Origin of the sequence: Roseomonas sp. HF4, from assembly GCF_005222755.1 — a bacterium.
In the GTDB taxonomy this organism is placed as follows: Bacteria; Pseudomonadota; Alphaproteobacteria; order Acetobacterales; family Acetobacteraceae; genus Neoroseomonas.
In genome coordinates this window covers 342,408-356,338 of record NZ_STGD01000003.1, presented here as the reverse complement: position 1 = coordinate 356,338, position 13,931 = coordinate 342,408, and the positions used below count along the sequence as shown (strand labels likewise).

Annotated in this window: 14 protein-coding genes; 2 read left to right on the top strand and 12 right to left on the bottom strand. The window is 73.0% G+C overall.

The features are described from left to right. Positions 1–221: 221 nt before the first annotated feature. The 8 genes from prmC to E8M80_RS07280 form a co-directional block, all read right to left on the bottom strand. A complete protein-coding gene (gene prmC / locus E8M80_RS07315; RefSeq protein WP_137125004.1) occupies positions 222–1,097 on the bottom strand; it encodes a peptide chain release factor N(5)-glutamine methyltransferase in 876 nt (291 codons plus the stop codon). Then, positions 1,094–2,149: a peptide chain release factor 1 gene (gene prfA, locus E8M80_RS07310; RefSeq protein ID WP_137125003.1), complete on the bottom strand. Its 1,056-nt coding sequence runs from the start codon at positions 2,147–2,149 to the stop codon at positions 1,094–1,096. The genes prmC and prfA overlap by 4 nt, the downstream gene beginning before the upstream one ends. 157 nt (positions 2,150–2,306) lie before the next feature. Further along, a complete protein-coding gene (gene hisS, locus E8M80_RS07305; protein WP_137125002.1) occupies positions 2,307–3,545 on the bottom strand; it encodes a histidine--tRNA ligase in 1,239 nt (412 codons plus the stop codon). 27 nt (positions 3,546–3,572) lie between these two features. Next, the gene (locus E8M80_RS25825) at positions 3,573–4,073 is read right to left on the bottom strand and encodes a hypothetical protein (protein WP_170979247.1); all 501 of its coding nucleotides are present in this window, start codon (positions 4,071–4,073) and stop codon (positions 3,573–3,575) included. Beyond that, positions 4,070–5,209, bottom strand: coding sequence for a flavodoxin-dependent (E)-4-hydroxy-3-methylbut-2-enyl-diphosphate synthase (gene ispG, locus E8M80_RS07295; RefSeq protein ID WP_137125051.1), 1,140 nt, complete (start codon positions 5,207–5,209; stop codon positions 4,070–4,072). Before ispG ends, E8M80_RS25825 begins: the two co-directional genes overlap by 4 nt. Positions 5,210–5,302: 93 nt before the next feature. Next, the gene (locus tag E8M80_RS07290; protein ID WP_137125001.1) at positions 5,303–6,265 is read right to left on the bottom strand and encodes a helix-turn-helix domain-containing protein; all 963 of its coding nucleotides are present in this window, start codon (positions 6,263–6,265) and stop codon (positions 5,303–5,305) included. A 76-nt stretch (positions 6,266–6,341) separates the two neighbouring features. Continuing rightward, positions 6,342–7,388: a nitronate monooxygenase family protein gene (locus tag E8M80_RS07285; RefSeq protein ID WP_137125000.1), complete on the bottom strand. Its 1,047-nt coding sequence runs from the start codon at positions 7,386–7,388 to the stop codon at positions 6,342–6,344. Further along, positions 7,385–8,608 (bottom strand): aspartate kinase, encoded by a 1,224-nt coding sequence (locus E8M80_RS07280; protein ID WP_137124999.1) that lies wholly within the window; start codon positions 8,606–8,608, stop codon positions 7,385–7,387. Before E8M80_RS07280 ends, E8M80_RS07285 begins: the two co-directional genes overlap by 4 nt. Before the next feature lie 132 nt (positions 8,609–8,740). On the opposite strand from E8M80_RS07280, the gene ubiG reads away from it, so the two are divergent. Further along, positions 8,741–9,475, top strand: a complete 735-nt coding sequence (ubiG, locus tag E8M80_RS07275; RefSeq protein ID WP_137124998.1) for a bifunctional 2-polyprenyl-6-hydroxyphenol methylase/3-demethylubiquinol 3-O-methyltransferase UbiG — start codon at positions 8,741–8,743, stop codon at positions 9,473–9,475. Between the two features lie 4 nt (positions 9,476–9,479). On the opposite strand, the gene E8M80_RS07270 is transcribed toward ubiG, so the two are convergent. The 4 genes from E8M80_RS07270 to E8M80_RS07255 form a co-directional block, all read right to left on the bottom strand. After that, on the bottom strand, positions 9,480–9,968 hold the full coding sequence (locus tag E8M80_RS07270; RefSeq protein ID WP_137124997.1) for a DUF1178 family protein: 489 nt from the start codon (positions 9,966–9,968) through the stop codon (positions 9,480–9,482). A 91-nt stretch (positions 9,969–10,059) separates the two neighbouring features. After that, positions 10,060–10,317: a glutaredoxin 3 gene (gene grxC, locus E8M80_RS07265; RefSeq protein ID WP_137124996.1), complete on the bottom strand. Its 258-nt coding sequence runs from the start codon at positions 10,315–10,317 to the stop codon at positions 10,060–10,062. A 225-nt stretch (positions 10,318–10,542) separates the two neighbouring features. Further along, positions 10,543–11,313: a ComF family protein gene (locus E8M80_RS07260; RefSeq protein ID WP_137124995.1), complete on the bottom strand. Its 771-nt coding sequence runs from the start codon at positions 11,311–11,313 to the stop codon at positions 10,543–10,545. Between the two features lie 7 nt (positions 11,314–11,320). Beyond that, on the bottom strand, positions 11,321–12,910 hold the full coding sequence (locus tag E8M80_RS07255) for a rhodanese-like domain-containing protein (protein WP_137124994.1): 1,590 nt from the start codon (positions 12,908–12,910) through the stop codon (positions 11,321–11,323). A 77-nt stretch (positions 12,911–12,987) separates the two neighbouring features. Between E8M80_RS07255 and E8M80_RS07250 the strand changes: the two genes are divergently transcribed. Then, a complete protein-coding gene (locus E8M80_RS07250) occupies positions 12,988–13,875 on the top strand; it encodes a methyltransferase domain-containing protein (protein ID WP_170979246.1) in 888 nt (295 codons plus the stop codon). Positions 13,876–13,931 lie beyond the last annotated feature (56 nt).

Sequence of the window (13,931 nt, the reverse complement as noted above, 5' to 3'; positions counted from 1 at the left end):
TGTCTCGCATCCGCACCGTGCCGGGCAACGCCGGGCCCCTGGGCCCACCACACGCGGCACTTGAACGGTGTTGTTGCATCCATGCGGGTCCGGATCGCTCGTGCGGGCCATGCCCGCCACCTGCCTTGTCCGGATGCGGGTCGGGCTCCTGCCGTTCCCAGCCGCATGAACACCCTAGCGGCGCCGGACCAGCCCGCCAAACGGTTTTTTCCGCACCGCGGTCAGGGACCCCGCGTCGCGAGAAACAGGGCCCTCTCGATCCCGCCAAGGTCGCGGGTCGCGCCCAGCGCCGCCAGCCCCGCGCCGGCGGCTATCGCCTCGACGGGAGAGCGCTGCCCCGCCCCGAGTTCCAGGACCGCTCGCCCGCCCGGCGCCAGCAGTGCGGGAAGTCGGGCGGCGATGCGGCGATAGGCGTCTAGCCCGTCCGGGCCGCCATCGAGCGCGCACCGCGGCTCGTGCCGCGCAACGTCCGGCATCAGGCCCGCAATCGCGGCCGACTCGATGTAGGGCGGGTTGGACAGCACGAGGTCGAAGGTCCCGGTCAGCGCCGCATCCCAATCGCCGGCGACGAAGGACGCCCGGTCCGCAAGCCCGTTCGCCGCGGCGTTGCGCGCCGCGAGCCGCGCCGCCTCCGGCACAAGGTCGACGCCGACCCCCCAGGCGCCCGGCACCTCCGCCAGCACCGCAAGGAGCAGCGCGCCCGTGCCCGTGCCGAGGTCCAGCACCCGGCGGATCTTGCCGCGGTCGGGGAAAGCCGTGAGGCCCGCTTCGACGAGCGCCTCGGAGTCGGCACGCGGGACCAGCGTCGCGGCCGAGACTTCGAGGTCGAGCGTCCAGAACCCCCGCCGCCCCAGGATATGCGCCATGGGTTCATGCGCGAGGCGCCGCCGCAGCACCCGGGCGAAGACGGCGCGCGCCTCGGCCGGCACGGCCGCACGGGGGTCGCGCAGCAGGTCCTCCTCGCGGCAGGCCATCGCATGCGCCAGAAGGCGCCGTGCCTCGAGCCGCGGCGCCTCGATCGCCGCCGCCCGCAGCGCCTGCCCCGCCTGGCAGAGGAAGGCGCCGACGGACCCGCCCGGATCCGCGTAGCCGCTCACGCCGCCTCGGAGGCGAGCCGCGCCGCCTGGTCCTCGGCCGTCAAGGCGTCGATGATCTCGTCCAACTCGCCGAGCATCACGCGGTCGATCTTGTGCAGCGTGAGCCCGATCCGGTGGTCGGTCACGCGGCCCTGCGGGAAGTTGTAGGTGCGGATTCGCTCCGACCGGTCGCCCGTGCCGACCTGCGACCTGCGGTCCGCAGCGCGCGCGCTGTCGGCCGCGCTGCGCTGCGCGTCGTAAAGCCGCGCGCGCAGAACCTTCATCGCCTTGGCGCGGTTCTTGTGCTGCGACTTCTCCTCCTGCATCGCGACCACGATGCCGGTCGGCAGGTGGGTGATGCGGACGGCCGAATCGGTCTTGTTGACGTGCTGCCCGCCGGCGCCCGAGGCGCGGTAAGTGTCGATGCGGAGATCGCCATCATTCACCTGCACGTCCACCTCCTCGGCCTCAGGCAGAACGGCGACGGTCACGGTCGAGGTATGGATCCGCCCCTGCGTCTCGGTCGCCGGCACGCGCTGCACGCGATGGACGCCGCTCTCGTACTTCAGCCGGGCGAAGACGCCGCGCCCGGCGATTTCGGCCGTCGCCCCCTTGATCCCGCCGAGGTCGCTCTCGTCGTACTCCAGCACCTCGAAGCGCCAACCGCGCTGCTCCGCATATCGCTGGTAGGCGCGGAACAGCTCGGCGGCGAAAAGCCCGGCCTCGTCGCCGCCGGCAGCGGGGCGCACCTCCAGGATCGCGCTCCGCTCATCGGCCGCGTCGCGCGGCAGGAGCATCAGCTGCAACTCGCGCTCCAGCAGCGGCACACGCTCCTTCTGCTCGAGCCATTCGGCCTCGGCCAGGTCGCGCATCTCGGGGTCGGCCATCAGCGCCTCGGCCTCGTCGCGCGCGCGTTCGGCGGCGCGCAGCTCGGCCATCTTCGCAACGATCGGGTCGAGTTCGGCGAGTTCCTTCGACAAGGCGCCGAATTCCGCGCCTGGCGCAGTCTCCAGCAGGTGGCGGAGTTCCTCCGCGCGGTTCAGCAGCCGGTCGAGTCGGGCGGGGAGGTTCATGACGAACGGTCCGGGGGAGGAGAACCTCCCCCGATCCCCTTCCCTTCTTTGGCATTTCGCGCCGATCCCGGGTGGTGGAGCGCCAGGTTCCAAAGAAGGTTGCGGGTGGCATGGGGGGAGAAGTTCCCTTCTCCCCCCACTCGCTTCTCGCGCGCCCTCACGCCAGCCGCCCCGGCACCTCCGGCAGAGGCACCTTTTCCTGCGTTCCGGCATCGAGGTCACGCAGCTGCGCGACGCCGGCCGCGATCTCCTCCTCCCCCAGGATCACGGCCGCGCGCGCCCCGATCCTGTTCGCGCGCTCCATGCGGCGCTTGAGGTTGCCGCGATAGGCGATCTCGGCCACCACGCCGGCGCGCCGCAGGGCCTGCAGCATGTCGAGCGCCGCGCCCTCCGCGGCATCACCCACGGGGATCACGGCCACGGGCCGCGGTGCCGCCGGCGCCTGCGGCAGCAGCATGGCCAGCCGCTCGATCCCGGCCGCCCAGCCGACGGAGGGTGTCGCCGGGCCGCCCATCTCCTCGACGAGGCCGTTGTAGCGCCCGCCCGCCATGACGGTGCCCTGCGCGCCCAGGCGGTCGGTCACGAACTCGAAGGCGGTGTGACTGTAGTAGTCGAGGCCCCGGACGATGCGCGGGTTCTCGCGGAACGGCACGCCGAAGCGCGCGAGGCGCGCCTTGACCGCGGCGTAGAACGCGGCGGCCGCCTCGGTCAGGTGCTCGCCGATCATGGGCGCTCCAGCCACGATCGCGCGGTCCGTCTCGTCCTTGCTGTCGAGGATCCGCAGCGGGTTCTTCTCCAGCCGCACGCGGCTGTCATGGCTCAGCGCATCCTTGTGCGCGGCGAAATACGCGACCAGCGCGGCGCGATAGGCCGCGCGGCTCTCGGCATCGCCCAGCGTGTTGATCTCGAGCATCGTCCCGTCCGAGACGCCGAGCGCCACCAGGATGTCCCAGCCGCACGCGATCACCTCGGCATCGGCCAGCGGCTCGGCCGCGCCCAGCACCTCGATGCCGATCTGGTGGAACTGGCGGTAGCGACCTTTCTGCGGTCGCTCGTAGCGGAACATCGGCCCGGCGTAGAACACCCTGCGCGGAAGGTTCGACTGCGTCAGCCCGTTCGAGACCAGCGCGCGGCAGACGCCCGCCGTCATCTCCGGGCGCAGCGTCACGGACTCCCCGCCGCGATCGGTGAAGGAATACATTTCCTTCATCACGACGTCCGAGGTGTCGCCGAGCCCGCGCGCGAAGACACGCGTATCCTCGAAAACCGGCGTCGCCCATTCCTCGAAGCCGTAGAGCGCGCTGACGCGGCGCGCGGCTTCCGCCACCGCGTGGTGGCGGCGGAACTCCTCGCCGATCAGGTCGCGCGTGCCGCGCACGGGCTGCAGGGATGTCATCCAGGAATTCCGGTCACTCGTATGGTGCTAGCGGCGCGGCCTCGGGCGCACGGGGCGGAGGAATTCTTCCCGCGCCTGGTTCGCGATCGCGGACGCGGACGCCAGCGCCCGCCTGTAGGTCTCCGCATCCCCGTCGTCCAGGCATTGCGAGAACTCGCCGAGGTCGATCAGGCCCCTGAGGCGGCCGGCCCATTGGTCGAGCCAGGCCAGCAGGACCAGCGCATCCGCCCGCCCCTCGGCGTCGAACCCGACCGAGAGCACGCTCGCGTGCTGGCGGATCACGAGCGTCGCCTCCATCGCGCGGTTGTTCACCTCGCTGCACGGGATGGAGAAGGGGGCCGACATCACGACCGCGGGCGGCTCCTCCACCCCCTCCGTTGGATCGTCCGGGCTGGGCGCCATCTGGGCTGCGGCCGGCACGCCCAGGCCCACGATAAGCGCCATGAGCACCGCGCCGGCCAGCACCGCGGAGGGCAGCGACAGGCGGGGTCGGGCCCGGCCAGCCGCGACACCGGCCCGTGGCCTCATTCCGCGGCCTGCCGCGCCGCCTCGGTCGCGGCGGCATGGGCCGCGGCGGCCAGCGCCTCGGCCCGCGACTCGACCAGGGAGACGATGTGCTCGACCATATCCTCCGAGCGGACCGTGTGGTCGGTCCGGCCGGCGGAATAGACCATGTGCGTGCCCGCGCCCCCGCCGGTCAGGCCGATGTCGGTCATCAGCGCCTCCCCCGGCCCGTTCACCACGCAGCCGATGATCGACAGCGTGATCGGTTGGCGGATATGCGCGAGCCGTTCCTCCAACTTTTCCACCGTGCGGATGACGTCGAAGCCCTGCCTGGCGCAGGACGGGCAGGAGATGATCTTCACGCCCCGGTGGCGCAGATGCAGCGACTTCAGCATCTCCCAGCCGACCGAGACCTCCTCCTCCGGCTCGGCGCTCAGCGAGACGCGGAGCGTGTCGCCGATCCCGGCCCAGAGCAGGGAGCCGAGCCCGATCGCGGACTTCACCGTGCCGGCGCGCTTGCTGCCCGCTTCCGTGATGCCGATGTGCAGCGGGTGGTCGCAGGCCTCGGCCAGTTGCTGGTAGGCGGCGACGGCCAGGAAGACATCCGACGCCTTCACGCTGATCTTGAATTCGTCGAAGCCTTCCTGGAGCAGATGGTCGGCGTGCCAGAGCGCGCTCTCGACCAGCGCCTCGGGATTGGGCTCCCCGTATTTCTCGAGCAGGTGCTTCTCGAGGCTGCCGGCGTTCACCCCGATCCGGATCGAGCAGCCGTGGTCACGGGCGGCCTTCACGACCTCCTTCACGCGTTCCTTCGACCCGATGTTGCCGGGGTTGATGCGCAGGCAGGCCGCACCGGCCTCGGCGGCCTCGATGGCGCGGCGGTAGTGGAAGTGGATGTCGGCCACGATCGGCACGTTCACCTCGCGCACGATCTCGGCCAGCGCGGCGGTGCTCTCCTCGGTCGGGCAGGACACGCGGACGATGTCGGCCCCGGCCATCTCGCAGCGCCGGATCTGGTCGATGGTCGCCTGCGCGTCCTCGGTCGGCGTGTTGGTCATGGTCTGGACCGAGATGGGCGCATCGCCACCCACGGCGACCTTGCCGACATGGATCTGCCGCGACGTCCGGCGCAGGATCTGCTGATAGGGGCGATAGGCCATGGTGGTCATCCGGTCTCCGGGCTCGGCCCCATCAATATGGCGGGTGAGGCCGCCGGTCGGAAGGCCGCGTTCGCGGGGCGGCCCTGCCGTGCCTCAGGGGCGGGCCGGGGGCTGCCCTTCGGCTGCGCGCGGGGCCGCCGTCTCGGGCTGGCGCAGGCGATCGACGTCGAGGACGATGCCGCGCCGCACCCCGGTCGCGCCGCTCAGCACCGGGGAAGGCTCGTCGTTCAGCAGGATCTCGAGGTTCTCGGCCTTGCCGGTGGTCAGGACGAGTCCCTCCCGCGATGGCACCTGGAAGGTGTCGCCATTGCGCAGCACGCGGTCGAGGATGACCTGGTTGGCCCGGGTATCGCGGACCTGCACCCAGGAATCGCCCCGCGCGCGCAACTGCACCGTGACCGGGCCCGGCGATGGCGGCGCCGGACGAGGCGCGGCGGCGGCAGCGGCGGGGGCGGCCGGCGCGCTCGGCGGGGCCGCGGCGGCCCCGACGGCCGGTGCGGCCGAGGCCTGCGTCGGGTTCGCGGAGGGGGGGGGCGGCGTGCCAGGCGTTGGCCCGGGGGCAGGCGGGCGCGGCCGCTGGCCCTCCTGCGTGGCCTGCTCCAGGCGAGCGGGCACGGGCGGCACGGCATCCACCACGCGTTCGCCCGACCCGCTCCAGTTGAACCAGGCGACATAGGCGCCGACTGCCAGCACGGCACCCACGGCCACGAGCGCGCCGGCGGGCACCCCGCGGGAGGGCACCGGCTCGGGAAACACGAGGTCGCCGTTGCGACCGCTCGCGGCACCGCCCGTCATGTCGCGGAAGCGGCGGACGGCCTCGTCGGGGTCGAGCCCGAGCGCTGTCGCGTAGGATCGCACGAACCCGACCGCATAGGCCGGCCCGGGCAGGTCCTTCAGCCGGCCTTCCTCGAGGGCGTGGATGTACCGGCGGTTGATGCGCAGCCGCTCGGCCACGTCCTCGACGCTCGCGCCGAGCGAAAGGCGAGCCTCGCGAAGCTCCTCGCCCACGCGGGCGGCTTCGGCGGCGGCAATGTCGGGTCGGGGGGCGCGCTTCATGCTGGTTCGTGCTCGCAAGCCGGGCTTCTACCCGCCCCGCGTCCCGCCCGCAAATGCCTGAGCCGCGAACCGCACCTCAGGCCGCCCCGCGGCCGCGGGCCGCGAGCGCGGCCGCGGCCTGGGCCATCAGCTCCGCGATGATCTCGGCCGCGGGCTGCTCCTTCGTCACCATGCCGACGGACTGGCCCGCCATGAGCGACCCGTTCTCGACATCGCCGTCGATCACGGCGCGGCGCAGCGCACCGGCCCAGAAATGTTCGATGTCGAGCTGCGCCGCTTCCTTGTCGAGCTCGCCCGCGCGGAAGCGGCGGATGGTCTCCGCCTGATGTTCCAGGAAGCGCCTGGTGCCGCCATTCTGCAGCGCGCGCACGGGAATGACGGGGAAGGCGTCGTCGAGCTGCACGGTCGGCATGGCGTCGCGCGCATGGCCCCGGATGAAGGCGTTCTTGAAGGCCGCGTGGGCGATGCATTCCGCGGCGCAGACGAAGCGCGTGCCAAGCTGCACCCCGGCCGCACCCATCTCGAGGTAGGACAGGATCGCCTCCCCCCGCCCGATGCCGCCAGCCACGAAGACCGGCACCTCGGTCACGTGCGGGAGGATCTCCTGCGCCAGCACGTTGAGCGAGACCGGCCCGATATGCCCGCCCGCCTCCGATCCCTCGATCACCAGCGCATCGGCGCCGCTGCGGATCAGCCGCTTCGCCAGCACCAGCGCGGGCGCGAAGCACACCACCTTCGCGCCGCCCTCCTTGGCCTTCTTGATCGCGCTGCCCGGCGGGATGCCGCCGGCGAAGACGATGTGCCCGACCCGGGCCGCGAGGCAGACATCGACGAGCTGCTCGAGCCGCGGATGCATCGTGATGAGGTTCACGCCGAAGGGCTTCCGCGTCAGCGCCTGCGTGCCGGCGATCTCCTCGGCCAGGCGGGGCGGCTCCATCGCGCCGCAGGCGATCACGCCGAAGGCGCCGGCATTGGACAGCGCAGCCACCAGGTGCCGCTCGCTCACCCAGGACATCGCGCCGCCCATGATGGCGTAGCGACTGCCGAGGAAGGCGGCGCCGCGCGCCATCAGCCGGTCGAGCATGGCTTCCGCCCCAACAAGGGGCGCGACCACTTCGTTCATGCCGGCGCGTCCAGGCCGTAGGCTGTGTGCAGCGCGCGCACCGCCAGTTCCGTGTAGTCCGACGCCACCAGGACGCTGACCTTGATCTCGCTGGTCGAGATCACCTGGATGTTGATGCCCTTTTCGGCCAGCGCGCCGAACATGGTGTTGGCGACGCCCGCATGGCTGCGCATGCCGATGCCGACGACGCTGATCTTGGCGACATCCGGGTCGGCCAGCAGCGCCTCGTGCCCGAGGTCTCCCTGCGCCTTGCCGAGGACGTCCTGCGCGCGCGCCAAATCCGCCTTGCCGACGGTGAAGGTCATGTCGGTCATGCCGTCCGCGCCAATGTTCTGGACGATCATGTCCACGTTGACGTTGGCCTTCGCGAGCGCGCCGAAGACGCGGGCCGCGACCCCCGGACGGTCCGGCAGGCGGCGCAGCGTCACCTTGGCGTCGTCGCGCGAATACGCGATGCCGGAAACCACGGGCTGTTCCACGATCTCGTCCTCATCCACCACGAGCGAACCGGGCTTGTCCTCGAAGCTCGACACAACCTGGACCCGGACGCCCAGCTTCATCGCCAGTTCCACCGAGCGCGTCTGGAGCACCTTGGCACCGACCGAGGCCAGTTCGAGCATTTCCTCGAAGGTGATGCGCTCGAGCTTGCGGGCCCGCGGCACAATGCGCGGGTCGGTCGTGTAGATGCCGTCCACGTCGGTATAGATGTCGCAGCGGTCGGCCTTGACCGCCGCCGCCACCGCCACGGCCGAGAGGTCGGACCCGCCGCGGCCCAGCGTCGTGATCCGGCCCCGCCCCGTCTCGATCCCCTGGAAGCCCGCGATCACCGGGACCTGGCCGGCCTCCATCCGCTCGATCAGCAGCGCGCCGTCGATCCGTTCGACGCGCGCCTTGCCATGCGCGTTGTCGGTCAGGATCGGCACCTGCCAGCCCTGCCAGGACCGCGCCTCCACGCCGATCGTCTGCAGCGCGATCGCGGTCAGGCCGGTGGTCACCTGCTCCCCCGTGGCGACGACGGTGTCGTATTCGCGCGCGTCGTGCAGGGGTGACAGTTCCTGGCACCACTTCACCAACTGGTTGGTCACGCCCGACATGGCCGAGACCACGACGGCGACCTGGTGGCCGGCATCGACCTCCCGCTTCACGCGGGTGGCGACGTTGCGGATGCGGTCGAGGTCGGCGACGGAGGTGCCGCCGAACTTCATGACGATGCGAGCCATCGGCGGCGTCTGGATCCTGGGGCCGGGCGGAAAAAAGCGCGCACCCGGCGGTTGCGCCGGGCGGCGGGGCGGGACAGATACCCATCGGCCGCCGCGCGCGCAACCCGCCGCCGCCCGGCCGAGGAGGACCCCATGCCGCAGCCCGGCACCGCGCTGGACGGCGAGATCGCCAAATTCGACGCCCTGGCCGCCCGCTGGTGGGACCCGGCGGGCCCGATGCGGCCGCTGCACGCGATGAACCCACTGCGCACTGGCTGGATCGCCGAGCGCCTGGCCCGCCAGCACGGGCGGGACCCGGCGGCGAGGTACGCGCTGGCCGGCCTCACGGTGCTCGATGTCGGTTGCGGCGCCGGCCTGGCCGCGGAGGCCCTGGCCCGCCACGGCGCCCAGGTCACCGGGCTCGACGCGGCCGGGGAGGCCTTGGAGGCGGCGCGCGCGCATGCGGCCGCCGGGGGCCTCAACATTGCCTACCGCGAGGGACAGCCCGAGGACCTGCCCGAGGGCGAGGCGTTCGACGCCGTCGTGGCGCTCGAGGTCATCGAGCACGTGGGCGACCGCGCCGCCTTCCTGGCCGCCCTGGCGCGCGCCGCGAAACCCGGCGGGCTCGTGTTCCTTTCCACGCTGAACCGCACGCCGCGGTCCTTCCTGATGGCCAAGGTCGGCGCGGAATACCTGCTGCGGCTGCTGCCCGTCGGCACGCATGACTGGAAGATGTTCGTGACACCGGGCGAACTCGGCACGGGGCTCCGCGCCGCCGGGCTCGGCGTCGCGGACATCACGGGCATGGCGATGGACCCGCTGACGGGAAGATGGCGCGCGACGCGCGACGTCGGCGTTAACTACCTGGTCATGGCGCGGGCTGCCTGAAGCCTCACGCGTCCGAGGGCGGCACCCAGGGAATGCGCGCCACCTCGATCCCTTCCTCGCGCAGCGCCTCGGCGTCCTGATCGCTGGCCTCCCCGAAGATGCCGCGGCGGTCGGAATCGCCGCGGTGCATGCGCCGCGCCTCCTCGGCGAAGTCCGGGCCGACGTAGTCGCAGGTCTTTTCGACCTCGGCGCGAAGCCTCTGGAGCACGGCGCGGACCTGCGCCGGCATCGGGCCGGCGGCGGCCGCGGCGGGCGGCGCATCCGGCGGCGGCGGGGCGGGCGGGGCGACGGGAACGACGGCGTTGCGCGCGGGCCGGCCCTTCTTCGGGATCGCCGGCGCCATCAACGCGCGCGAGACCTGCGTGCCGCCGCACACGGGGCATTCCACCATCCCGGCCTGCGCCAGCCGATCGAAGGCCGCACTGTCCTTGTACCAGCTGTCGAATTCGTGGGCCTCGGCGGCGCTCGTACAGCGCAGCTGGTAGTGGATCATCGCTCCCTCACGTCCGGCGCGCCGCCCTCCGGCCTACGCCATGACGATGATTTGGCACTCGTTCCGACGAAGTGCCAGCCCCCCGGGCCACTCATGCCGTCAGCAGGGCATCGAGGCGTCCCGCGCGGTCCAGCGCATGCAGGTCGTCCGAGCCGCCAACCGGCCGCCCGTCGATGAAAACCTGCGGCACCGTTGTCCGGCCGCCGGAGCGCGCGATCGCCTGCGCCCGGGCCTCGGAGCCGTTCGGGGCGTAGATTTCGTCGTAGGGGATGCCCTTGCGGTCGAGCAGCGCCTTGGCGCGCGCGCAATAGGGGCAGAAGTCCTGGACGTAGATTTCAACCTTGGCCATGCCGCGAGACTTGGCGCGCCGCGACCGGCGGTCAAGCGGCGACACGGCGCACGCCAAGCAGACCGACGCGGCCGCAAGGCGGGCGAGAAGGGAACTTCTCCCCCCGGACCCCCCACAACCTTTCTTGACACCTGGCGCCCGCGTCCCGGGACCGGCGCCAAGTGCCAAGGAAGGGAGTGGGCTCGGGGGAGGTTCCCCTCCCCCGACCTTCCTCGCCCGCGTCCATCACCCCTCGCGCAGCCGTGGGTCCGGCACCCGCGCCGCCGCGAGCACGTCGACCGCCGCCGCGCCGCCCGCCAGCAGCGCCACGGCGCAGGCCCCGGCGGTCGCGCCCGAGGTCAGCACGTCGTCCACCAGCAGCACCTGCCGCCCGGCGACCGCCGTGCGCCCGGCGCGCGACAGTGCGAAGGCGCCCTCCACCGTCACCGCGCGCTCGGCGGCGCCGCGGTCGCCGAGCGGCGGCGTCCGTCGTGCCCGTGCCAGTGCATCCGGCACGACGCGCCGCTCGGACAGCGTGCCCAGGGCGCGCGCCAGCAGCGCCGCCTGGTCGTAGCGCCGGCCAAGCAACCGCTGCCAATGCGCAGGCACCGGCACGATCACATCTGCCCGCGCCAGCAATGCCGCGCCGGCGCGCGCCATCTGGCGGGCCAGCGGCCGCGCCAGTTCCGTCCGGTCGGCATGCTTGAAGGGCAGGATCAGGCGCTTCGCGCCGGCATCGTACCGCAGTGCCGCCCGCGCTTCCCGGAAGGGTGGCGGCCGCGCCGTGCAGCGCGGGCAGAGCGCATCCGCCACCTGGCCGTCATGCGCGAAAGGCACCCCGCAGCGCCGGCAGAACGGTGCCGTGATGGGCGAAAGCCCCGCGAAGCAGCCCGCGCAGAGCGTCCCCTGCGCCACCACCTCGGCCTCACAGGTCAGGCAGCGCGGCGGCAGCAGCGCATCGAGCAGCCCGAGCCCCGCCCGGCGCAGCCCGCCCGAAAGCCGCTGCAGGCCGGGCATGGCGCCCCTAGACCCAGGCGCCGAAGGGCGCGTCGCCGTCCTTCTCGACCTCGTGCACAAGGTCGATCTCCCAGGAGAGGTAGGCGTGCATCGCTTCCTCCACCCCCTCGTTGCGGTCGTAGGGGCGCAGGTAGAAATCGACGCAGTCGGCATCGGCCGGGTCGCGGCGGTCGGCTGCCAGCGGGAAGCCCGCCGCCTTCCAGGCCGCGGTGCCGCCGGCCAGGACCTTCACCGGGGCCTTGGCGAAGCCGCGCAACTCCTCGGCGCCGAGCCGCGCCTGCGCGTCCTCCGGCGCCGCCACCACCAGCTGCCGGTCGCCGGTCAGCCGCGGCGCCAGCGCCTCGAGCCGCGTGCGGATGCCCCAGAGCGCGCCCGGGACATGACCGTCGCGGAAGTCGATGGACCGCGCCAGGTCCACCACCTGCGCCGCGCCCTCCGCCACCAGCGCCGCGGCCTCGGCCGGGGAGACATGCGGCACCTTCACCGCCTTCGCCTCCGGGCAGTCCGGCGCCCAGACGCCCTCCGCGATGCGGCCCTCGAGCCCATCGGCGAGCACGTAGACATCCCATCCGCCGAGTTGCCGCAGCCAGCCGCCCGTCATGCGCGCGCGCACGCCGGTGTCGTCCACCAGCACGATGCGCGCGCCGCGCACCGCCACCCACTGATCGGTCGCCTGCACCAGTTGCCCGCCCGGCGCGGAACGGCTGTCGATCATGTGCCCGGCCGCGAATTCCGCCGGGTCCCGCACGTCGAGCAGGTAGGTCGTGCGCCCGGTCTCGCCGCGCATCGCCTCGTACTCCGCGCGCGTTGCGACCTTCACGCCGTGCCGGCGGGCGAAGCAGTCGGCGCGGGCGAAGGCCTCGGCAGCGGTCGCCGGCGTGCCCTCGGCGTAGCGCGCCTCGCGCCCGCGGTCGCAGGCGAAGCCGGCCAGTTCCCAGCCCATGGTGCCATTGCGCAGCGCCACGACCTTGTTCGTCAGGCCCGCGCTGCGGAGCGATTCCGCGCCCAGGATGGACCGCGTCCGCCCGGCGCAGTTCACCACCACCGTCGTCTCCGGCCGCGTCACGAACTCGCCGATCCGGTAGACCAGTTCGCCCCCCGGCACGTTCACGGCGGACGGGATGCTCATGCGCCGGAACTCGTCGATCGGGCGACTGTCGAGCACGACCATGTCCGTGCCCGCCTCCATCATCGCCTTGAGTTCGGCCGGGTCGACCGAGGGCGTATGGTAGTGATGCTCCACCCATTCCCCGAAGGCCTTGGAGGGCACGTTGACGCCCGAGAAGGCCACGTAGCCCGCCGCGACCCAGGCCGGCGTGCCGCCGTCGAGCACCGCAACATCGGTGCAGCCGATGCCTTCGAGGTATTCCGCGAGGCGGGCCGCGTACCCCTCCCCGCCATCGGTGCAGACCACCTTCACCCCGCGCCGCGGCAGCAGCGCGCGGGCGCGCAATTCCTTCTTCGAGAGCGGGCAGGGCACCGCCCAGAACAGGTGGGAGCGGCCGAACTCGCCCTCCTCCCGCGCGTCGAGGATGGCGAGTTCGCCGCCCTCCGCGATCAGGCGCTTCAGCGTACCCGCGTCGATCGTGCCGGCCATGTGCTCGCTCCCCGTCCCTAGCCCCTGCTCTACTCCCGCTTGCCGCGCGGCGGAACCGGGCGCATCTGCCGGCCATCATGACCGATCCCGCCCTGGTCTTCGACCGCCGCCTGCTGCGCCGCCGGCGCGACCGCGCCGCCGCGACGACCGATGCGGTTGCGCCCCTCCTGGCCGAGGTCGCGGACCGGCTGCTCGACCGGCTGGACGACACTACCCACCGCTTCGCCCGCGCGCTCGAGATTGGCGGCCGGGGCGTGGTCGCGCCGCGCCTCGCCGCCCGCGGCATCCCCTTCGTCGTCTCGGCCGACCTCTCGCCCCGCATGGCGCGGCGCGCCGGCCCGCTGCCGGTCGCGGCCGACGAGGAATGGCTGCCCTTCGCCGAGGGCGCCTTCGATCTGGTGGTGGCCGCCTTCTCCCTGCATTGGGTGAACGACCTGCCGGGGGCCCTGGTGCAGATCCGTCGCGCGCTGGCGCCCGACGGGCTGTTCCTGGCCGCCCTGCCGGGCCTGCCGACGCTGGGCGAGCTCCGTACCGCCCTGGCCGAGGCCGAGACCGAGCTGCGCGGCGGCCTGTCGCCCCGTGTCTCGCCCTTCCCGGACCTGCGCGACGGCGCGGCGCTGCTGCAGCGCGCCGGCTTCGCCCTGCCCGTCGCGGATGCCGAGGAGATCCGCCTCGCCTACCGCACGCCGCTCGGGCTGCTGGCCGACCTCCGCGCCGCGGGGGAAGGCAACGCCGTCCTGGCGCGCGACGGCCGCACCCCGCCGCGCGCGCTGTTCCCGCTGGCAGCCGCGCGGCTGCCCGTGGCTCCGGAGGGCGTGCCGGCTTCCTTCCGCCTGCTGGTACTGACCGGCTGGGCGCCTTCCGCCGCGCAGCCCCGGCCGGCCCGGCCGGGAAGCGCCAGCGCGCGGCTCGCGGATGCGCTCGGCACGGTCGAGCGGGGCGCCGGGGAGAAGGCCGGCCGATAGGGCGCGGCGCCTGCAACCTTGCAACTCGGCAGGGGGGCGCGCATCTTCGCGGATCA